This is a genomic window from Paenibacillus vortex V453 (genome assembly GCF_000193415.1).
In the GTDB taxonomy this organism is placed as follows: Bacteria; Bacillota; Bacilli; order Paenibacillales; family Paenibacillaceae; genus Paenibacillus_AQ; species Paenibacillus_AQ glucanolyticus.
Genome location: NZ_ADHJ01000001.1, coordinates 253,436 through 275,822, shown reverse-complemented (window position 1 = coordinate 275,822; position 22,387 = coordinate 253,436). Strand labels below are relative to the sequence as shown.

Below are 22,387 nucleotides of genomic sequence, written 5' to 3'. Positions count from 1 at the left end.
AGTATTGCTCCTTAGGGGATGGAGGTCGGCGGTTTGAAGTGGCGAAGTGGACGTAAGGTCTTGTGGATAGGACTTGTTTTATGGTTAGGCGCAGCCTTGGGGATCGGAGAAAGTTTGATCCAAGCCAAGGGGGAAAATGTAACGAAACGGTTTATTACGATGAATATGATCAACCCGAATGGCACGATGGCTACCTATTTACAGGGAGCGGAATCGGTCAATCCTGAATGGGCAGCGGGACGAGAGGCTCTCTCCGAATCCCTTGGGTTCTGGATGCAGGCGGCGCTGGCTAGTCATGACCTTGTTGCATTTGAGAAGAGTTATGACGCATTAACCCGTTATTTTACGGCAGATCGTCAATATATTGTATGGAAACTAGATCCTGAAGGTGGGGCGGAAGTCAGCACAAACGCACTTGGTGACGATTTGCGGATTATAGGGGCTCTGGTGGAAGGTTCCCGGATATGGAAGGGCCACTCCGAATGGACGGCGACTGCCAGCGATCTTGCGGAAACCTTGTTAAGCCGGTCACAAAAGAACGGGTATCTGGTGGATTTCTACGATTTCTCCACGGAGGAACTGCCCGACACCCTGAGTCTTGCTTATGTGGATCTTTCAGCACTGCGCAGGCTCTTGGAAGAAGGCATACTGGATATGAAAACGTACAATCGCTATCATTCCCTGCTGCAGGGGATGCCGGATGACGGCGTGTTTTATCCCAAAGCTTATCATGTGGTAAACGGGGAATATACATATGATGAAAATGTGAATTTAATTGATCAGCTGCTGGTCGCTATGCATGTCGGGGAAACGCAAAGGAGCCAAGAGTCGCTGCTTCAATTCCTCAAGCAGGAATTGAAGCAGACGGGAAAGATCGCGGGACAGTATAGACGCGCCGACCGAAAGGCCGTGGTGAAATACGAGTCTTCCTCGGTTTATGGTCTCGCTATCATGTTTGCTATCCAAATGGAGGACAGGCCCTTTGCCGTCAAGCTGAACAAACGTCTGCAGACCTTAAAAGGGAAAGATACCCGTTATCCTGGGGGGTATGTGTTTGAGAAGAACACGCATGTTTTTGATAACTTGCTTCCTTTATTAGGGGAATATGCTATTGATCGAGGTGGACATGGAAAATAAAAGATGGGTTCAACGCGCAGTCGGGGGATACGCCCTTCTGATCGGTTTAGCGGTGCTGCAGGAGCTGCTGGTCTATATCAATGTCTTTAGAGACCAATCCTTTACCTTACTGGAGCTGGGATTCGCCATTGGCTGCCTTGCGGCTCTGATGCTGGGCTTCCTGGCCCCTGCCGGGGTCTCGGTCGTTTGTATTTTTGTATATATCGTGGCTTATTTTGTATGGCTTACGACTTATGCGAAGGTCGATGTGCTGTCCGTCTCCTGGCTCTGGCTGCTGCCAGCCAATGTAGCCGTTGCCGCATTCATCAAAACCGGGCTGGTTCGCAATAAGCGGCTAATGGAGCGGCTGGAGGAGCTGCAACGAAAGAATCCGGAAGTGGATTTAGCCACCGCGCTAGGCAATAAGGAAGCTTTTAGGGAAACGCTGATCAAGCAGTCTAATCTCGCTAATCGTTATTCAGATACGTATAACTTCTGCCTGGTCATGTTTAAAATTGAATTTCTGCCGATGGTGCAGGAATCCCTAGGTTCACAAGGCTATGCCCAACTTCTCGCCTCCTTATCGGAAGGGATACGGAAGCATATTCGTTACGAGGATTACAAATTCGCCCTGGACCGGGGAAGATTTATTGTGCTGCTCCCTATGACAGACCAGGAGTATTTAATGACATTGACAGACCGGATTAGGCACGCGCTGGTAGACATTCCGTCTCAGGACGGGAAAGGCGGGGAGCTGAATCTGGTGATCCGTACAGGGGCCCTGGTCTTTGCTAAGGAGCAATTCAGTCAATACGAAGATGCGGATGCCGTCATTGCCGCACTTGAACGCAACACGGAGACGGATTTGATCGGAGAATATATATGAATTTTTGCGCATTATTCAATAAGCAGCAGGCAGAGAAGGAGATGTAATAGATGTCTTACACTGCGTGGTTTGTTCCGTTATGCAAGATTGTCAGCCTGATGTTTGCCTTTGCGGTTCTGGGGCTGTTCATTGCAACGCTGAGCCTTCGGGTTCGTGTGAATCGAAGATACGACCGGAGGAAGAACAGTGGCTGACGCATTATTAATGTTTTGTATTATCAGCATATGGGGTGCGGTGTTTCAATCGATCCTGATAATGGGGGGAGCGGTCCGGTTTATTTTCAGACAGAGCCGTAAGGAATGGACCATTCCCGATGTGGATCAGATGGCACATTTCCCCAAAGTCACCGTTCTGGTCCCCGCGCACAATGAAGAATTGGTGATCGCGGCAACGGCGGAGCATATACTGCGGCTGAATTATCCGAAGGATAAGGTGCAGCTCATTGTCATTGCCGATAACTGCAGCGATGGCACCGCTGGAAGACTGAAGGCTCTGAACAGCAAGGCAGCGTATCGGGACCGGGATTTCATGGTATTTGAGCGTTCAGGAACGGGCGGTAAATCGGGGGCGCTTAATGATGCGCTGGCGTTTGCCAAACATGAATGGATTTGTATTTTTGACGCTGACGCGGCGCCGGAGCGGAACGCACTGTACTTTTTGATCGAGAAAGCAATGGAAGACCCCAAAACCTATGGAGCGGTTTTCGGGCGGAACAAGGCCAGAAACCGTGGGCAGAATTTTCTCTCCAAATGCATTAATCTGGAGCTGGTTACAGCTCAGCGAATCTATCATACCGGACTGTGGGAGCTGTTCAAGCTGGGAACCATTCCGGGGACGAATTTTATTGTGAAAACAGATCTGATCCGTGAGATCGGCGGCTGGGATACGGAGGCGATTACGGAGGATACGGCCATATCCTTCGAGATTATGACCCGGGGACAGCTCATCGCGCTGGCTCCCCAGGCAGAAGCTTATCAGCAGGAGCCGGAGCAACTCAGTGTGTACTTGAAGCAGCGGGAACGCTGGGCCAAAGGAAACTTTTCCGTTGTGATGGAGAATATCCATCATTTGTTTGATCGGTCAAGCTGGCGCATTAAGCTTCATGTACTGTACTATGCGGCGAGTTATTTCTGGTTTTTACTGTCCATTATCGTGTCGGATATCATCATCGGCGTCAATCTGGTTTATTGGATGATCGCGCTATTCAAACCGGATGTGGTGTCACCGTTCCAGTTTGCAGATGATGTATATGTTTATCTGATGGTGGCCTGGGGATTGATGTATTACCTTTTTGTACTGCAGATCAATCTGGCGCTGGCAACCGATGTCGGGCAAAGCTCGATACAGAACTTTATTCTTTCCTGCCTATCGTATTTCACGTATGCTCAGCTATTCCTGCTGATCTCCTTGCGGGCCCTCTATTCTTTTGTTGTAGACAAAGTGACGGGGAGAAAAGCCAAGTGGTACAAAACGCAGCGATTTGGATGAGGGGACCGTTGCAGGAGAAGTTCTGATATAATGGGCCGGAGGAGGGGAAGGACATGCACACAATGGAGAGCTTAATGAAGCAGTTGGAGCAGCTTGGCATTGACGGCTCCGGGACGCTGCTGATCCATTCTTCAATGAAAAGCATAGGTCCGGTCGAGGGTGGCGCGGACACCGTATTGGATGCGTTTACATCGCACATGCAAGAGGGGCTGCTGGTGCTGCCCACTCATACGTGGTCTTATATCAATGAGGAACATCCGAAATTTTACGTGGATCAATCACCTGTGTGCGTCGGGATCCTGCCCGAACTTTTTCGCAAACGTCCAGGTGTGGTGCGTTCGCTGCACCCCACGCATTCGGTGGCCGCATTAGGCAGGGATTCCATAGCGTTCACAAGAGACGATCACCATTTCGATACGCCGTGCGCCAGGGGTTCCTCCTGGGGGAAACTGCTCGACCGAAGGGCGACCATTTTGTTGGTGGGGGTCGATTTAAAGCGCAACACCTTTATTCATGGAATCGAAGAGTGGGTGGACATACCGGGCAGGTTAACGGATGGGCATGAGAAGCTGTACACGGTTTTACCCGATGGCACGGAAATTCCGGTACCTTCCCGCAGACATTGCGGGTTGTCGTGGTCGGAGCATTTCTGGAAAGTCGATGAGGTCCTTGAAAGTCAAGGCGCGATGCATAAGGGGCGGTTTGGCGATGCCGTTGTTCGGGTATGCGATGCAGCTGCGGTGACGGATATCCTGACTGAGATGCTCAGGGACAATCCGGATTTATTCTCGGATAATCAGCCCTTGGAGGGTCAGCATGCTGAAGGAAGAGTTCGTTTATAATACATAGGATATATATCCGTTTTCACATTCGAAAGAGGAGATAGCCTGAGTTGTCTGCCGCTATTAAATCGGTTTGGCATAAGGCAAGGATTTCGGGAAATGTAAAAAATCGTCCTTCGAAGATACGACCTATTGGAATGCTATCAATTGACCCTTGAGAAGCATCCAGCGGCTGAAAATAAAGGGAATTTAAGAGCGCTCACCTGTCAGGTAGCGCTCTTATTTAAGGTGAACCCTATCCTAAGGCGTCTGCTTGCAGATCGGTCACCTTAAGTTTGGACTTGGTGCGTCTGGAGAGTTAAGTCCGTCTTTATGGAGAAATTATACCTAATGTTCGTTTAAAAGCCTCCATATTGTCTATCAGATACTTACTATTTTCGAATCCGGTCTGGGCAATGATGTTGTTGATATCCTGGACGAACTCGGGCAAGCTGGCGGTTGAGGCATGCTCGAATCTGTTCTCACCCGCGATGTCCCCGAACTGTCGTGCAGCTTCCTCCCGGTATTCCTCCACCCAATCCTTGCGAGTCGATACGTTCTTGGCAAAGTTCAGCAGGATGCTGTTCCAATCTTTTCCGTTCACTATCGCTTCTTGCAGCTTGTCCAGCGTGCTCGGCTCAAATTTCTTCATCATATAGGTTAGATCTATATAATCATCCGGGGCTCCAACCGGCCTCTGCGGCGGTGTTTCGTAATGGACCTCATTTGTCTTAGGATCCACGGTTCTGGTTTGGGAGATGGCTCCGATTTGACGGATCGTATTCATGAATTCCGCTGCTTCGTCATCTTCCATGTAGTTATCTGCCATATACTGGGCTTGAGTGAGTCCTAATTCCAATAACGCCGCTCGTTCTGTCTCTCCGGTTACGTCTGTAATGAAATTGGACTGAATGATGCCGTAAACGGCTTCCTTCACCTCCGGGGGTTGATCGGTGAGAAGACGATTCAGCGAATCATTGATTTGAGTGGTTCCAAAATAGACAGCCGAATGATTCACAATATCCGATGCCGCCAACTGTCTGGCAGCCGGGCTGATCTCCACGCTGTCGGTGTTATGCGGAATTATGGGCATCATGTCTGTGACCAGGGAAGGCTTCTCCGCATTCTGCTTTGAGTTTATGTATAGGTTTAAGTCTTGTTGGGTCGAGCTATGAATCTTCATCATTAACGCACCCCTATCCTATGTATTCCCATTGCTCTTCTTTCTACCTTATAGTATCGGAATAATCTTCCATATTCTTTATGTTTTAATGGATAGAAAATGGCGATAGCGCTTCATAGAATCCGGGGGAACCGAGCGCAGCATCAGACTGGGCCTATTATAGCTTCATAATATAGACACAAGGATATCTCAATCCTTCTTCCTACCGCGATGTTAGATGTGGTAGATTATGGGTGAGCGCCTATATTAGTGAATGGATTAGGAGAGGAATATTCCTTGGTAAAGGACCCGCCAAGCTACCAAATAAGAAAGAGCCATATCCTGTTATGGATAGGGTTATTCATCATCGTTCTATCGAGCATGCGCATATTGTGGATGGATTGGTTTCCTGATCAACGACAGGTTCCCATAAAGAACGGGCAATTGGATTTGCGTGATTGGAAGGCTGAAGATGGCGGCATTCTGTTGCTTGATGGGGAATGGGAGTTTTACCCTTCACAATGGCTGCAAGGGAGCAGCCGGCAGCATGCAACGGGCGAGCTGGAGCCGAGGCTGATCTCGGTTCCCGGAGGATGGAATGAGGCTTTGCCTGGTGAAGGCGAGAAGCCAACTCCATATGGATTCGCATCCTATCGCCTGCGAATTCTTGTAGATCCGGAAGAGGCTACTAATTATAATATTCGCGTACCCAGCGTGCGTACGTCATCGGAGTTATATGTCAACGGCCGATTGCTTGCCAAATCCGGGCAGGTGGCGGACGTGAAGGAAGAATATACAGCGAAGAACCTACCTTATTCCACAAGCTTTGCGGCAGACGACAACGGCGTCATTGAACTCGTGATTCAGGCCGCAAATTATGTGGATAGTCGAAACAGCGGCATTGTCAGGTCCGTTACATTCGGTTCCGAGGAAGCTCTTGCAAGGGCAATGAAACTTTCCGTTTCGATGCAGACGCTGGGGGCCGTCATATTTCTTATGCACTCTGTCTATGCACTCATTTTGTTTTTGCTGGGAAATCGGGAAAAGAGACTGCTTTATTTTTCTTTACTGGCTCTATGTATAACCATCAGCAACGTATTCAGCAACGATGAGAAGCTGTTTCACCAATTATTTTACATTGGAAGCGATTGGGATTTCCGGCTTTCCAATATGGCATTCATCATCGGATGTTATGCGTTGTTGGAATGCACGAATCATCGGGAGCTTCCTTATTGGAGCAGGATGTATCCTGTTTACACGGCCATCAATCTGGGGACTGCGGGCATTACGATGTTTCTGGCTCCCCATCAGGTGATTATGCTCTTCCCGATTTATTTCTTGTTGGCCGCTGTAGCTGTCGTGATTACAATCATGGCCATCTTTAAAAGAGTCATCCAGGATATCAAACACCATCTGTTATTGCTGTGTTCCATGCTCGTACTGGTTCATCATCTGTTATGGTCGTTATTCTGGCGGGAAAGCGGCTTGAGTATGATCCACTATCCGGTTGATTTGGTGATCTCGATGGGATGCCTGGCCTCGATCTGGTTCAAGGGTTATTTCAACATGCATGCAAATACCAGGGAGCTTGCCGCAACCTTGCAAAGAGTGAATGACCATAAGGATCAGTTCTTGGCAAACACCTCACATGAATTTAAGAACCCGCTCCATAGCATGTTAAACATGTCTCAATCCGTTCTGAAAAGGGAACGCCCTTCGCTGCAAAACAGGAGCATCAAAGAGCTTGAAACGATTCTGGCTGTAGGGCGTCAGCTGACCCTAATCTTAAATGATCTGATTGATGTGATGAGTTTACGGGAAGGCAATCCGCGGCTGCAGAAAAAAACCATATCGATTCAGCCTATCGTGACCGGCGTCATCGATATGCTGCAGCTTAACGCAGAAGTGAAGTCGGTAGCCATCTTGAATCAGATTCCGGAAGATTTTCCTTCCGTCATGGCGGATGAGAGCCGGGTGATTCAGATCGTGTTCAACTTGCTGCACAATGCCGTGAAATATACGAATGAAGGGAACATAACGATTCAAGCATTTGCAGATTCCGGAAGAGCTTATATCGTGATTGCTGACACGGGGATCGGAATGGATGAAGACATGCTGAAGCGTCTATTCCTTCCGTATGAGCAAGCGAGTGCTAGCGAGACCATGATTGAAGGCGGCTTTGGGTTAGGTTTAAGTATAAGCAAGCAGCTCATTGAGCTTCATCAAGGTACTTTAGAAGTATCCTCTGCACCGGGAGAGGGCTCGACGTTTACCTTCTCGTTAGAGCTGGCAGGTATGAACGCAGAGGAGGAGCAGAGCGGATCAAACCCGTTCGAGCCAGTGGGATTACGATGGACGCCGATCCAGGAAACAGCCGCAGCCGGCTTGGAAGAAGTGGAACGAATGCCGCCAGCTGCAAAACAACCGGTTGTAATCGAGAATAGTCGTGATCGCCCGCGTCTGTTAATTGTGGATGACGATCCCGTCAACCTGCAAGTGCTAGAAGCCATATTGCCACCTGACGAATATGATGTAACAATGGCAACCAGCGGTAAAGAAGTGTTGGCTGTTCTGGATGCTCAGGAATGGGATCTGGTCATCTCCGATATTATGATGCCGCAGATGTCCGGTTATGAGCTGACTCGAAGGATTCGCGAGCGTTTTACACTCACGGAGCTCCCGGTGCTGCTTCTTACTGCAAGAAGCCAGCCGAAGGATATCCAAAGCGGATTTTTGGCGGGAGCGAACGATTATGTGACCAAGCCGGTGGAAGCAATAGAGATCCGGTCGCGGATCGAGGCGCTGACCACGATTAAACAAACGGTCCGGGAACAACTACGACTCGAAGCGGCATGGCTGCAAGCTCAAATCCAGCCTCATTTTTTATTCAATGCATTAAGTGCTGTAACCGCTCTAAGCGACGTGAATCTGGATAAGATGCGTACCTTGCTTGATGAGTTCAGCCATTTTTTGAGGTATAAATTCAGGTTCCAGAATACGGATGGACTTGTTCCGATTGAAGAGGAGCTGAGTCTAATTCGATCTTACGTCTACATTGAAAGTGTTCGGTTTGAAGACAGGCTGCAGGTTGTATGGGAGCTGGATGACTGCGAGGAATTAAAAGTTCCGTTCCTTTCGATCCAGCCTTTAGTGGAAAATGCGATCAGACACGGCATTATGAAGCGCACGCGCGGAGGTAAAATACATATTCGGATTGCTGTCCGAACCACGCATGCAGAGATAACGGTTCAAGACGACGGTGTCGGCATGAGTGAAGCTAAATTGCAGCAAATATTGGATAGAAAAGCAGAGAATCGGTCGGGCGTCGGCTTGATCAATACGGACCAGCGGTTAAAACGGCATTTCGGAGCAGGACTCCGTATCCAGAGTGTGTTAGGTAAAGGGACCGAGGTAACTTTTCATGTGCGTCTCGGAATGAAGTGACAACGTAAGAGCAGTTTGAAACGCAGCCCGGTGTGGTTGCGTTTTTTTATGATTACTCGCTCGAACGCGGGCGGCTCTACGGAGGTTCGCTGACTTGGTTTGGCATATTGCCGCATCCTAAATTGGATCATCTGAGGTGCGAAGCCAAATTTCGCTATCTCATCTATGGATGCTGCAGCTACTCCTTGCGTTTTTCTCCAGGCACAGCTTGGAGTGGGTCTTATTGTATTACAAGATTTTAAGCTGACAGCCGCAACTTCCTGGTATATAAACGGGATGTTGAAAGCTTGAATACTCCGGTGAGTATTAACCTCCAAGCCTTGTTACCGCACCACAACTAACAGTACAATAATTCCGAGCCAAATCAGCCAGGTTACTGGGTGACCGAAATTTAATCCCCAGCCGACTCCGAACCTTTTCTCGACGATTAGATTTGGATCTTTGCGATTGAAATAAATCATACCTAATAGCCATTTATCATCATCATGGACAGGTCTGACATTGGAGTAATTGGCAGATCGTTCCAAGCGGCTTCCGCCCTGACCAGCCCAGAACGATAAGGCGAAGGCGTATAGGATGATAAAGGCTATTATGATTAGGATAATGGGGATAGCGAAATTGATGTTAAGCAGAGACATCATGTTTAGTTGCACGACGGAAAACAGGATAACTATTAAGAAGCTTGCTGTAATCATAAAACATGACCAAGTACGGCGGAAAGTTACGTCTTGTCTGATGGAACGGTCAGGATCAGTGGGTTGAACCTGCTGCTTCACTCTGCGAATACTCCAATTCTCAAATATGAACAAAAGTGTTATGAACACTTGCACTATCGTAGGCATAAACACAGAACTATAAGATTTAGCTGCATAGCGGTCCACGTTCCAACTGCTGTTGTAATGGATCGGAATCTGATCAGGAATCAGATCGTAGTTGCGTAGCACAGTTACAATACTAACAACAATAATTAAAACATGAATGAGGAACCAATAACTAGACAACCCAATGTTTCTTTTCCGAAATCCAGTGTCCACTGCCATGATCGATGGTTCCGGAGCAATAGGCAGCATAGGTAGTAACCTTTTCATTTTGAAATGATAGCTAATGTTTATGATTAGGGAGATTACGACCATGGCGAGTGAATAAGTGACAATGATCCAACTTTGTTGCTTGGAATGTTCATCACCGTATATTAGGCAGATGATACAAACAATGAATAGGATGGTATGCAAGGTAGCACTAATCCTGGCATATGACTTCCGCATCTGGCGCAAAGGCTCACTGTGGAATTGTACAGCGCTGACGGTGACCCCAAAACTAATCGTCTCTCTTGTTAAATAAGGCATGCTTACCATGAGTACAATGGTAGGTACAAATACAAAGACCATTACTATAACAGGCATTATCGTCATATCATTCGCCTCCTCTTATACATAATTGTGTATTCGAAAACTCTATAACCCTTATAACATAATTGAAGAAGGAATTATTCCAATGCAGATCTCAGATGATGGTATTATTAAGCCTCAATATGCTTGGCGGGGAATAACGCTGAATAATAATGAACATCTGACACTTTATCCGACGAATGAGACCCGTGGACTATATGCAGTCAAAGATACAAATATGAGCATTAGATACCAACTAAACATATCTGCTAATCCTTATGCTTGGCTTAGAGCTTATTACACCCCAACTTATGAATGGAGATCTGAGGGTACAAAACAAAACAGTAACAGACACATATAGGGCTCCAGTTTCAGATTATTATATAGGATTTCTTCGTAATCTGTCCTCTGATGCATTTACATCAATATATTTGAAATCAAGTTTTATTGCCAACCTTGGGTAAACCGATGTTCTGTTTCTTATGCGCATAGTAAGAGGACTTAAAAAACACTAATTGTCTTCTCCGTACATAACACGACGAAATGTGTACGAATAATGGAAGCGAAAAAGGTCCGTGTTTCCCAGAGATCCCCCATTTTGTATAAAAGCATTGGCAACGTTCGTTTTGGAGGGGAACTTGGAGAAGGCCTGAAATAATTTAACGGCTTTTAAATAGCATATAACTATCATATAATAGAAATATCATATTTTTTTTGACCGGGAAGGGATGTACACTGTCTTGAATGAGAGCGCCTACATCTTTTCTTCAAATATTAACGTGTAAGGACGGTAAACATGAGCAACCGACAAACCGAAACAGACGTTATTTTAATTGGTGCCGGAATTATGAGTGCGACTCTGGGAACATTGCTGAAGGAATTGGTGCCGGACTGGAAAATCACTGTGTTTGAGAAGCTGGCAAGCGCAGGGGAAGAAAGCTCTAACGAATGGAATAATGCGGGGACGGGGCATGCTGCGCTGTGCGAGCTTAACTACACAGCTGAACGACCGGACGGTTCTGTAGATATTAGCAAAGCGATAGACGTGAATGAGCAGTTTCAAGTTTCTATGCAGTTTTGGTCTTATCTGGTGAATGCCAATCTGATTCGTAATCCGCAAGATTTTATCATGCCATTGCCTCATATGAGTTTAGTGCAAGGGGCAGAAGATGTCGCGTATTTGAGAAAACGTTATGAAACGATGTCCAATCACCCTCTGTTTCAAGGGATGGAGTACTCCGATGACCCGAAACAGCTGATGGAATGGATTCCGCTGATCATGAAAGACCGTACATCGAATGAGCCCATAGCGGCCACGAAAAGTGACTCGGGTACGGACGTTAACTTTGGCGCTTTAACGCGCATGCTGTTCGAGCACTTAAAGAATCAGAACACCGATATCAAATACAAGCATAGCGTGGATGATATCAAACGCACGAGCGATGGCTCATGGGAATTGAAAGTGCGGAATGATCACGGTCAAGTCGAGCGCCATACCGCCAAATTCGTCTTCATCGGCGGCGGCGGCGGAAGTCTGCCACTGCTTCAAAAATGCGGTATCCCTGAGGGAAAACATACCGGAGGCTTCCCGATCAGCGGACTGTTCATGGTCTGTAACAATCCTGAGGTTGTAGCGGAGCATCATGCCAAAGTATATGGCAAAGCGAAGGTGGGTGCGCCTCCGATGTCGGTTCCGCATCTGGACACCCGATTCATTGATCATCAGAAATCGCTGCTCTTCGGACCTTTTGCCGGCTTCTCGCCAAAGTTCCTGAAGACCGGTTCCATGTTTGACTTATTTGGTTCGATCAAACCGAATAATGTGCTGACGATGCTGGCCGCAGGTGCCAAGAACCTGTCATTGACCAAATACCTGGTCCAGCAAGTCATGTTGTCCAAAGAAAAGCGCATGGAAGAGCTGCGCGAGTTTATCCCGAATGCCAAGATCGAAGATTGGGATATGTTGGTGGCCGGTCAACGTGTGCAGGTAATCAAAGATACGGATATCGGCGGTAAAGGAACGCTTCGATTCGGTACGGAAGTGGTTAGCGCCGCTGACGGATCGATTGCAGCCTTGCTGGGCGCTTCTCCAGGGGCTTCCACCGCTGTTTCGGTTATGCTGGAGGTTGTCGAAAAATGCTTCCCGCAGCATGTTAAAGCGTGGGAGCCGAAAATAAGGGAAATGATTCCTTCCTATGGCTTGTCGCTATCGGAGAATCCGGAACTTATTCAAGATATGCACGCTTCCACCGCGCAGGCGCTCGGTCTGAACAGTAATTCGAAGCTTCAAATCGCGCGTTAAGGGGCATTAGTCCAATAAGCATCACAGGAGAGCAGAACAACCAGGTTCTGCTCTTTTTTTTGCATAAAAAAACCCCGATTCGACCGGGGGGATTATTTATTTAGAAGGGCTGCCGCTTCCAACTTGCGAAGGGGCAGCCCAGGTGTAATCATTTATTTATTTCCCTTACGTACCTTGAGCAGCTTGCCTTTCACTGTGGTGTTCTGCATCATCTCGAGTACCATAGGACCTTTGCCATTGAGTATCTCCACATCGGTCACAAAATCAAAAATGGTAATGATCCCGATGTCATCCGCGGTGATCCCATCCAGCTTCGCAATCGTTCCAACGAAGTCCACGGCGCGAAGCTTTTTCTTCTTGCCGCCATTGAAATTAAGCTTCATGATCTGCTGGTTCAGCTGCTCACGCTTGTCTTTTTTCAGCTTAGGCCGAATATTCAGCTTGCGTTCGAACGCTTCCCGGCATTCATCAACCTTCTCTTCAGAGGGAGCGGTCATCTTCGGAATAGCAAAGCCAATATACGCTTCGATATCGGCTAATCTCCCGGAATCCCTTGGGGTGACGAGGGTAATAGCACTGCCGGTCTGGCCGGCTCGCCCCGTACGTCCTGTGCGGTGTACGTAGCTTTCCTTCTCCAGCGGGATATCGTAGTTGATGACATGAGTGATATTGGAGATGTCGATCCCCCTGGCAGCAACGTCGGTCGCAATGAGATAGCGGAATTGCCCTCGTCGGAATGCGTGCATCACTTCGAAACGCTCTTCCTGCTCCATGCCGCCATGAATTCGATCACACGGGTACCCGAGATCAGCCAGCGCCCGGAATAGGGTATCTACATGCTCTTGTGTCCGGCAAAACACAATGCAGCTGTCTGGATTCGTGGTGATAAGCAGATTTTGCAGAACAGCGAGTTTATCCGCCTCTTTGACCTGGACCTGAGCGTGGTCAATCGTCGCAGTTGTGAGCCCGCTTGCCTTAATCTCGATCTGCTCCGGGTGATTCATGTACTTGTGGGCGAGTTTAGCCACATCCTCGGGAAACGTAGCCGAGAACAGCATGGTCACCCTGTTGCGAGGGAGGGCTTGAATGATCGACTGTACCTGCTCAATAAAGCCCATGTTCAGCATCTCATCCGCTTCGTCGATGACGAGATGCGAGATCCGATCCAGTGACAGCGATCCGCGCTCTATATGGTCCAGCACCCGCCCCGGCGTGCCTACAACGATATGCGTTCTTTGCTTGAGCTCGGCTTTTTGCATATGGAAGGGATGTCTCCCATACAAGGGAGTCGCCTTGATTCTCTTGAAGCGTCCAATATTCGTAATGTCCTCGTTGACCTGTAGGGCAAGTTCACGGGTGGGGGTTAGGATTAAGGCCTGCGGCTTATTCTCATTCCATTCCACTTGCTCACAGAGCGGAATGCCGTAGGCGGCGGTTTTGCCGCTGCCGGTCTGGGATTTGACAACAAGATCCCGTTTCTCCAGCGCAACGGGTATGACCTCTGTTTGCACCTCGGTTGGTGTCGTGTAGCCAAGACTATCGAGCGCTCTCCTAATCTCTTCACTTAATGGATAATCTGTAAAACGCTTGTCGCTCATCATTAACCTCTTCTACGTTATATTCGAATACCTATTTATACAGGCTTATACCATGCATTTATCGTATACCTATCTATTATACTCCGAATCTTTCGGTTGTATTTGTTTTATCCAGAAATCAGGGGGTTCATAGACAATGAGGGAGTAGTCCAGTTCATGGCCTTGAGCAGTTGCTAATTGAACGAGCAGTTTTTTATTTAGATCAAAAGGTCGTAAAGCGCTCGTTTTTATCGATATTACCTGGACCCCGTCCCGTGAAGGCTTCCCACTGAGAACGATTTGATTGCCATGTGTGTACACATATGTAACCGTTGTCTGAAAAACAACGATATATAGATCAAGGTCCGTTCTATTCTGGAACACGGGGAACTCAATGCCTACATTTTGCTTAAAGTCTAATTCGCTGGAGATTCCGATGTCATATGTTGTGAATAATCGGTGAAGCGCATAATGTATGCGCATAGGCATGTAGCTCCATCGGCCACCCCAATAGGTGCTATGCCAGTGTTCTTCATATACAGGTCTTCGAAAGTCCGGATCATTCTTCAGTATTATAAAGGGAACGGCCGTACCTTTCTGGAGAACCTCTGAAATCGGGATGATGTCTTTAGGATAGAATGAGTCATCAATTATATCTTCTGGCCATTCCATAATGGTCTGGGGCTTGGATGGTTCCAATCGTTCTAAACGATGTTTAACATCCTCGCCCTCTGGAGAGGGACAGGCTGGAATGGTATAATCTCAGAAAGAATGATTAGAGTGGGAGGCATGAACGATGAGTGAGGAGCTTTTGGAGCAGCTGGAAGAGTGGCATGAAGAGGATGAATATGAAGAAATTGTCGATGCCATTATGGAAATTCCCGCAGAAGAACGGGATTATGTGCTGATCAGCCATTTGGGCAGAGCGATGAGTAATCTTGAGCGTTATGAAGAGGCAGTTGAGCAGTTCTTGCTGATTGCAGAAGAGGGTAAGGATGATCCGCTGTGGCATTACCGCATAGGTCTTGCTTATTACTATCTGGAGCAATATGAGGACGCCCGGAGAGCGTTTGAAGTGGCTGATCACTTGGAGCCCGGTGATGAGGATACTTTAGAGTTTCTGGAATGGATTCGAAACAAAACTGCTCCGAAGCCTGTAGTGGAATCTGCGGTTATGGCCTATACGGATCCTGACGTGCTGAGCTTTTGGAATGATAGCGCCCCTGCGGCAGAGAAATATGTTTCAGCCCCGCCGACAGATGATGTAATTGAGTCGGTGGAGGAAGCACTGGTCTTCAAACTGCCCGCATCTTACGTAAATATGATGAAATTACATAATGGGGGGATTCCCCACAATCGGTATTTCCCTCTGGGAGAAGCAACAGCTGAGGGAAAAGACGCCATTGAGATTTCCGGTATTCTGGGAATTGGACGAGAGAAGAAAAAATCATTGGCCGGAAGCTTAGGCAGCCGATTTATGATTGAGACGGGCGGTTATCCGGAGGTTGGCGTGGTCATATGTGACTGTCCTTCAGAATCCGAGGTCGTCATGCTGGATTACCGTTCATCCGGCAACGACGGGGAGCCCGAGGTTATCCATGTGGATAAAGGACAGGATTACAAGATCACCCGGCTTGCCGTAAACTTCGAGGCCTTCATTAACGGATTGGTGAGTAAGGGGTAGCAAATATCCAGAAACATTCGATTTACAACGCAAGAAAATGCCTCTACAAAAAGGCCCAACTTCTCTGTAACTGTATAGAGGAAGTAGGGCCTTTTGCGTTATGAACCATAAATTGATGTAAACTGAGCCTGTGGAGGAAGCCGTTCATGCATTCATGGAGTTTGATAGCAACATGAAGGAAGATCGGTGTTTTGTACACAGACGATTGATGGTCTGGGTTGCAGACGAGGAGCAACATGATTTTCAAATCCACGGATTTTACCAGCACCATGGGTAGTGCTGCAGATCCACCCATGCGTAATGCAATTTTTTTCATGTCCTAAAATATTCCAACCTATGCTAAAATGTAAACAAAACAGAAACGTTAGGGAGGCATTTATTTTGATAGGGCGCAGTGGGAATCCAATACTCAAGGAAGAAACGTTTGAGAAGAGTGGGTATTACAATGACCAGGAAACGATGACGATTGGCGGAACGGTGAACAAATCGTTCATGCTGCTCGCGCTGCTGATCGGGGCAGCGGTCATTTCGTGGGTGATGTTTTTCAACGGGTATGAGGTATTCCCGTTCATGATCGGCGGAGCGATAGGCGGTTTTGTCCTGGCGCTGGTCATCAGCTTTGTGCCGAAGGCAGCACCGTATTTGGCACCAATCTATGCGGTTCTGGAAGGCTTCTTCCTTGGGGCATTGTCCGCACATTACGAATATCTGTACTATGGAATCACGCTGCAGGCGGCCTTACTGACGATGTGCATATTCCTGGGCATGCTGCTCGCTTATAAGACAGGTCTGATCCGGGCGACCCCAGGCTTCAAAAAGGGAATTATTGCAGCCACGATCGGCATTGCGCTTGTATATCTGCTTAGTATGGTTCTGGGCCTGTTTGGTGTAGCCGTGCCTTACCTTCATGACAGCACCCCGATCGGCATCGGGATTTCGATTGTCATCATCATCATAGCTGCACTGAATTTCGTGCTCGACTTTAACTTCATCGAAGAGGGAGCACAGCAAGGCGCACCCAAATATATGGAGTGGTACGGTTCCTTCGGTCTCTTGGTTACCCTCGTATGGCTGTATATTGAAATCATCCGCTTGCTCTCGAAGCTGGCGAATCGGGATTAACGCTTTATTTTAGAATGTGAATGATCGCTGTCGGGATGTCCTCGGCAGCGATTTTTTAATATATGGGATGGGGCATGGGTCCGCAGAATAATTAATTCTCGAAAGTAAAACCCTATAAAGTGCGACTTGTGTTTAAATAATAAGTAGGGTAGATATCGTCATCATTAAACTGCGTGAAGAAGGAGATCCCATGACAGACAAGAAAGCCATGATAGATATAGGTTGGAATTTAGACAACAGTTATGCTCAATTGCCGGAAACTTTTTTTACAAAACAGGCTCCCACGCCTGTGCGTGCACCGGAATTGATTGTGCTTAATGCGCCACTGGCGGCATCTCTTGGTTTAAACGCCAAGGCACTGCAAAGCCCGGAGGGTGCAGCCGTGTTGGCGGGTAACGAAATGCCCGAAGGAGCCTTGCCGCTGGCACAGGCCTATGCCGGGCACCAATTTGGGTATTTTACGATGCTCGGTGACGGCCGGGCGGTTCTGCTGGGCGAACAGCTCACGCCGCAGGGCAAACGGGTGGATATTCAGCTTAAGGGTTCAGGCCGGACACCATATTCCCGTGGAGGGGATGGCCGGGCGGCTCTAGGCCCGATGCTGCGCGAATATATCATCAGTGAAGCCATGCATGCCCTGGGTATTCCGACCACCCGCAGCTTGGCGGTCGTGTCCACCGGTCAGCCTGTTACGCGTGAAAAGGATCTGCCGGGTGCGATTCTGACCCGCATAGCGGCCAGCCATCTGCGCGTCGGTACGTTTCAGTATGTAAGGGGGGCGGGGACAACCGAGGATCTGCGAATTCTCGCGGATTATACCCTGCAGCGGCATTACCCGGATGCAGAGCCTGGAGCTGGTGCTAACCGCTATCTGGTCCTGCTGCAGGAAGTTATCAAGCGCCAGGCCGCTCTTATTGCCAAGTGGCAGCTCGTAGGTTTTATTCATGGGGTCATGAACACCGATAATATGACCCTGAGCGGCGAAACGATTGATTATGGTCCTTGTGCTTTCATGGATACCTTTGATCCCAATACGGTATTTAGTTCTATAGATTCCCAAGGGCGCTACGCCTATGTCAACCAGCCCTATATTGCGGCGTGGAATCTTGCCCGATTGGCGGAGGCCTTGCTGCCGCTGCTGCATGAGGAGGAGGAGCAGGCTGTCAAGCTGGCCGAGGGTGCCATCGGCGCATTTACCGATCTGTATCATGAGCAGTGGCTCGCAGGCATGAGAGCCAAGCTGGGAATTTTTCATATGGAGGAGGAAGACGAAGCCTTGATTGAGGATCTTCTCAAGATGATGAAAAATCATCAGGCCGACTACACCAACACCTTCCGTGCTTTAACCTTTAATAAGCTGGAGGACACGCCTTTGCAAGGCACACCGGAGTTTGCCTCCTGGTATGAGCGCTGGCAGGCCAGACTTGGCAGGCAGCAGGAATCGTGGGATGATGCCCGCGAGCTTATGCGCAGCAGCAATCCTGCCGTCATTCCGCGCAACCATCGGGTGGAGGAAGCGCTGGAAGCAGCAGAGCAGGAAGGGGACTACAGCGTGATGCAAGAGCTGCTGGACGTTCTGGCAGAGCCTTATGCGCATTCCCCGGAGCAGGCGGAATATGCAGTCGTGCCTAAGGGGTCCCGTCCTTACCGGACCTATTGCGGAACGTAAGGGAATAGAGGGTCAAGCAAGGAAGCTTCTTGCTTGACCCTTTTTTATATGGGCTCAGCCTTGTCCATCTGTTACTTCCGAATTCCGCATGAATTCAAATACAACACAAAAAAGCCCCTGGACCTAGAGTCCAAGGGCTGTATATCGTATGGCTATTTTATTCGAGACCTTATTCAACATCATAGCAGAACCGAAAGAAACAGTCTATATTTTTGCCCGGAAATACCATAGAGTGAGGAAGCCGGCAAAACAAATGAACGGGAGCGTGGTTTCATGGGGTGGACTTGTCATCTCGATCAAGCGGATTTACAGGAGTATGTCGAGAAGGTTCTGGGTACCGGTTATGTTGTGGCGGAAGTGACGAGGATGCATGGTGGCGCGCAGAAGGTCGTCTATAAGATTCATTGCGATAACGGTTTTGTCTGCGTGCTGTATGTGTGGGATTTAACGATGAATTATTTTCAGGAAGAAATAGCGAACGAGCATGATGTGCACGAACGGTCCTTTGGCGCTTATTCGTTTGAAATGAATAACAGATGGCTAAGGGAACACGGCATTTTAACACCTGCTCTGTATGACCTTCATGTCCATACGAAACAGAGCCGTTACCCGTTTGACTATGCTCTTGTTGAGTATATCGAGGGACAGAAGGCGGAGGCTTATGTTCAGCACCCGGATCAACGGGTCCAAGATGAGGTGCTGGAGCGGCTGGGCGACATGATCGCAGGTATGCATGCACATCAAAGACAGATCTATGGAAAACCTGATCCAAGCGAAGGGCGGCGCCAGGAGCCGTGCCATCTTATGCAGCTGGATAACGCCAAGAAACAGCTCTCATACGTTGTCTTGCATCATGCAGCGATCCGAGACCATCACGACAGGCTGATTGCTATATTGAATGAGCTTGAATCCAGAATAGATTCCCGTAAGCGGTACGGTTATATCCATGGGGAGCTGGGACCGGACCACGTCTTGGTCACGGAACGCTTCGAGCCGTATCTTATTGATATTGAAGGTGCGCAATTCTTCGACACCGAGCATGAACATACGTTTCTTGAGCTTCGATTCGGAGAGAGCTACCGGTATTTCAGACCAACCGGGCTGGATCCGAACCGAATGTTATTCTACCGCCTGCATCACTACATCTCGCTAACCTCGGGCGGCTTGAAGCTGCTTCACCGCGGGTTTCCCGATCCGGCCTTTGCTCGAAGCCTGGCCGATTACCATGCCCGGAACACCCTGCGATTCATAGAGGAATGGAGATGATCCTCGAGGAGGGTGGCCGTGGCAGGCGGATCGGACTTACAATACGGTTCAACGGTGCCGTAATGAGCACTTACCGGAGCCTGCAACACCTGCAACAGCATAAACAGCCGATGATCTGCATGTCATGCAATCATCGGCTGTTTTGTTAGTAGTGGTGATCGGCGCTTGGCTCAAGAAGCTCAAACCTCGCTCTATTACTTGGAGGCCTGTTGCTTCTCGTTCAAATGCTCGGTCAGGAATGTTATGATTCCGTCCTCCGCATCCTGGGAGTACTGCCAGACCATCGCGCCGGCGAGGTCCTTGTTCTGGATGTAGTTGACCTTTTCCTGCAAGGCCTCCTTATCCTCGTAACTGATGAAGGTATTGCCGTTAAAGAGGTAGGCGGCCTTGGCTTTGTTGTCATAATAACGCTTGAAGCCGTTTTTGTTCAGGTAGGCTTTCTCGATCTGTTTGTAATTGAGATTTACCTTGTCGATGTCAATCGGCGTTCCGGGTGCGAAGAGACCATCTTTGCTGCCCTTGACCTCCTTGACGTTCTTCCAGCCGTACGAATAGGCAGGGACACCCAGCAGCAGCTTCCTGCTGTCGATATCGTGGTCCAGGTACATGGAGATGATCCCGTCGATGGAGTGCTTGGATTTCCCCCTGCTGTCCACGTACAGATTGGAGTTGAACCCTGTGGTGTCCGACCACTTGCCGGTCAGGTCATAGGTCATCACGTTGATGTAATCCACGTATTTCTCCACTTTTTTGACCTCAACATTGTCGAAATACCAATCCTGTGTCCCCGAGGCGAAGGTCAGCAGGTACTTCTTGTTCTTATGGGGCAGACGGTACAGCTTCTCCCGCAGTTCCTTCATCAGACTGGTGAAATTCTTCGTATCCTCAGGGCGTGCTTTCTGTGTATTCCAGGCATGGAATGCCGGATACTCCCAGTCAATATCTACCCCGTCGAGATCCAGCTCCTTGACCATATGGATGATACTTTCCGTGAACAGATAGCGGTTCCCGTCCAGGGAAGCATCGGAGAAGCCGTCTGCACCATAGCCACCGATCGCCAGCACCATCTGGGTCTTCGGATTATGCTTTTTCAAATTCTTGATATTTTCTTTGATCTGGTTGTTGGTGGTGCTGTCTTCATGGAAATAGAGGTCCGTTCCCTTAATCTTGGCAAAAGCGATAAAAGCGATGTCGACGCCCTTCTCTGACAGCTTGATATTCTTGTAGTCCTGCCAGGCCTCCACGTATACAGCCGTTATCTTCCGGTCTTCCGCCGAGGAGATCTGATAGAAATATAAGCCCATGCCCCCAAGCAGCAGCACGATAAACATCTTGGTATATATCGTTATTCTCATCGTAGTTAACCCCGCCCGCCGAATAGAATGTAGGTTGCCGTTTTACTTAGGTTCAGCACCTTGACGGTGATGTAGCTGATGGCGAAGATGATGGAGATATTCACGATCAGGCTGAGGGACGCTTCCAGAAACGTAGCCTCGACCTCGGTTCTGCCGGACAGCATCATCTCCACCAGCAGGTGAATCAGATAGATGCTGAAGCTGGCCCTGGAGACCGAACTGATCAGCTTCTGGATTTTGTGGTTTACTTGATCGCTGATCGTGGCTTCCTTCTCCTTGAAGAAAACAAACAAGCCGACCGCCATGAAGAAGGTGGTCATGGAATAGTTGCCGTAGAACATCTCATCCAGCACACCGCTGCGCAGCGAGACAAAATAAGTGGCTACCGGCGTGAGGAAGAACGAGACGATGCCCAGATTGTATAATATGTTTTTGAGCTTTAGCGGCAGCTCGTAATGGAACAGATAGTACCCCAGTATAAAATAGCCCAGGAATCCCATGAAGAACGGAATGTTCATAATCGGAATGTTAATATATTGATCAGTTGCCCGGAATACCGTGTCCGAGATGAAGCGATACGCAATGCTGACGATAAACCATAACAGCAGGTAGTACCTGAGATCCTTCTCGCTGCAGGATTTGATAAACTTGCTGATCAGCGGTACCGTCATATAGATGGCAATAATGGCATACAGGAACCAGAGATGCACATAATTCCGGTCGGTCAGCAGCCGATAACCGAAATCGACCACGAACTCATAGGCGTTCATGCGGCTTCTCATAATGTAGTACTGATTGTACAAGCCATAGATGAGCGACCAGGTCAGGAGGGGAATGAGCAGCGGCAGCACGCGCTTCACGTAGAATTCCCGGTAGGTCGTGATTTGGGTTCGGAGAATCATGGCGCCGCTGATCATGAAGAATACCGGCACGGCGAAGCGGGAAATGGAATTAAACCCGTTGCTGATCCACCATGAGGAGGAATTGAAGTCATTCGTGCTGGTCAGCACCTCCGCTGTATAATGCAATATAATGACGGCAACGATGGATAGAATTCTTAGAATATCTACGTATACGATTCTTTTATTTGGAACCATGCTGTTTGAG

General features: G+C 48.5%; 17 protein-coding genes. 11 read left to right on the top strand and 6 right to left on the bottom strand.

The features are described 5' to 3' along the window. Positions 1-33: 33 nt before the first annotated feature. The 5 genes from PVOR_RS01205 to PVOR_RS01190 are packed head-to-tail and all read left to right on the top strand — an operon-like array spanning position 34 to position 4,332. Positions 34-1,137 carry a hypothetical protein gene (locus tag PVOR_RS01205; protein WP_006207236.1) on the top strand — a complete coding sequence of 368 codons (1,104 nt, stop codon included), beginning with the start codon at positions 34-36 and terminating at the stop codon, positions 1,135-1,137. Then, complete coding sequence (locus tag PVOR_RS01200) at positions 1,127-2,002, top strand: GGDEF domain-containing protein (protein WP_040680072.1); 876 nt, start codon at positions 1,127-1,129, stop codon at positions 2,000-2,002. Before PVOR_RS01205 ends, PVOR_RS01200 begins: the two co-directional genes overlap by 11 nt. A 50-nt stretch (positions 2,003-2,052) precedes the next feature. Beyond that, positions 2,053-2,196 carry a hypothetical protein gene (locus tag PVOR_RS30895; protein ID WP_006207234.1) on the top strand — a complete coding sequence of 48 codons (144 nt, stop codon included), beginning with the start codon at positions 2,053-2,055 and terminating at the stop codon, positions 2,194-2,196. Continuing rightward, positions 2,189-3,490 (top strand): glycosyltransferase family 2 protein, encoded by a 1,302-nt coding sequence (locus tag PVOR_RS01195; RefSeq protein ID WP_006207233.1) that lies wholly within the window; start codon positions 2,189-2,191, stop codon positions 3,488-3,490. The genes PVOR_RS30895 and PVOR_RS01195 overlap by 8 nt, the downstream gene beginning before the upstream one ends. 53 nt (positions 3,491-3,543) lie before the next feature. After that, positions 3,544-4,332 (top strand): AAC(3) family N-acetyltransferase, encoded by a 789-nt coding sequence (locus tag PVOR_RS01190; RefSeq protein ID WP_006207232.1) that lies wholly within the window; start codon positions 3,544-3,546, stop codon positions 4,330-4,332. A gap of 310 nt (positions 4,333-4,642) precedes the next feature. Here PVOR_RS01190 and PVOR_RS01185 read toward each other — a convergent pair whose 3' ends face one another. Continuing rightward, entirely contained in the window at positions 4,643-5,407 is a 765-nt protein-coding gene (locus tag PVOR_RS01185; protein WP_234972731.1) for a hypothetical protein, read from the bottom strand. Positions 5,408-5,770: 363 nt separating this feature from the next. Here PVOR_RS01185 and PVOR_RS01180 point away from each other — a divergent pair, with 363 nt between their 5' ends. After that, positions 5,771-8,917 (top strand): hybrid sensor histidine kinase/response regulator, encoded by a 3,147-nt coding sequence (locus PVOR_RS01180; RefSeq protein WP_006207230.1) that lies wholly within the window; start codon positions 5,771-5,773, stop codon positions 8,915-8,917. A 323-nt stretch (positions 8,918-9,240) separates the two neighbouring features. Here PVOR_RS01180 and PVOR_RS01175 read toward each other — a convergent pair whose 3' ends face one another. Then, positions 9,241-10,329 (bottom strand): DUF1648 domain-containing protein, encoded by a 1,089-nt coding sequence (locus PVOR_RS01175; protein ID WP_006207229.1) that lies wholly within the window; start codon positions 10,327-10,329, stop codon positions 9,241-9,243. Between the two features lie 772 nt (positions 10,330-11,101). Between PVOR_RS01175 and mqo the strand changes: the two genes are divergently transcribed. After that, a complete protein-coding gene (mqo, locus tag PVOR_RS01165; RefSeq protein WP_006207227.1) occupies positions 11,102-12,607 on the top strand; it encodes a malate dehydrogenase (quinone) in 1,506 nt (501 codons plus the stop codon). 152 nt (positions 12,608-12,759) lie between these two features. Here the strand turns inward: mqo and PVOR_RS01160 are convergent, their stop codons facing one another. Together PVOR_RS01160 and PVOR_RS30480 are read right to left on the bottom strand one after the other, a co-directional pair. Next, on the bottom strand, positions 12,760-14,205 hold the full coding sequence (locus PVOR_RS01160; RefSeq protein WP_006207226.1) for a DEAD/DEAH box helicase: 1,446 nt from the start codon (positions 14,203-14,205) through the stop codon (positions 12,760-12,762). Between the two features lie 69 nt (positions 14,206-14,274). Continuing rightward, entirely contained in the window at positions 14,275-14,883 is a 609-nt protein-coding gene (locus tag PVOR_RS30480) for a hypothetical protein (RefSeq protein ID WP_006207225.1), read from the bottom strand. Between the two features lie 97 nt (positions 14,884-14,980). On the opposite strand from PVOR_RS30480, the gene PVOR_RS01150 reads away from it, so the two are divergent. From PVOR_RS01150 to PVOR_RS01130, 4 genes are all read left to right on the top strand, one after another. After that, entirely contained in the window at positions 14,981-15,868 is an 888-nt protein-coding gene (locus PVOR_RS01150) for an SMI1/KNR4 family protein (RefSeq protein ID WP_006207224.1), read from the top strand. A 381-nt stretch (positions 15,869-16,249) separates the two neighbouring features. After that, the gene (locus tag PVOR_RS01140) at positions 16,250-16,990 is read left to right on the top strand and encodes a Bax inhibitor-1/YccA family protein (RefSeq protein ID WP_006207222.1); all 741 of its coding nucleotides are present in this window, start codon (positions 16,250-16,252) and stop codon (positions 16,988-16,990) included. Between the two features lie 190 nt (positions 16,991-17,180). Beyond that, positions 17,181-18,659 carry a protein adenylyltransferase SelO gene (locus PVOR_RS01135; RefSeq protein WP_006207221.1) on the top strand — a complete coding sequence of 493 codons (1,479 nt, stop codon included), beginning with the start codon at positions 17,181-17,183 and terminating at the stop codon, positions 18,657-18,659. Between the two features lie 273 nt (positions 18,660-18,932). Beyond that, positions 18,933-19,925: an aminoglycoside phosphotransferase family protein gene (locus tag PVOR_RS01130; protein ID WP_006207220.1), complete on the top strand. Its 993-nt coding sequence runs from the start codon at positions 18,933-18,935 to the stop codon at positions 19,923-19,925. A 194-nt stretch (positions 19,926-20,119) separates the two neighbouring features. Here PVOR_RS01130 and PVOR_RS01125 read toward each other — a convergent pair whose 3' ends face one another. Both PVOR_RS01125 and PVOR_RS01120 read right to left on the bottom strand, forming a co-directional pair. Then, on the bottom strand, positions 20,120-21,280 hold the full coding sequence (locus PVOR_RS01125; protein WP_006207219.1) for a glycoside hydrolase family 18 protein: 1,161 nt from the start codon (positions 21,278-21,280) through the stop codon (positions 20,120-20,122). Between the two features lie 5 nt (positions 21,281-21,285). Continuing rightward, positions 21,286-22,377, bottom strand: coding sequence for an acyltransferase (locus PVOR_RS01120; RefSeq protein WP_006207218.1), 1,092 nt, complete (start codon positions 22,375-22,377; stop codon positions 21,286-21,288). Positions 22,378-22,387 lie beyond the last annotated feature (10 nt).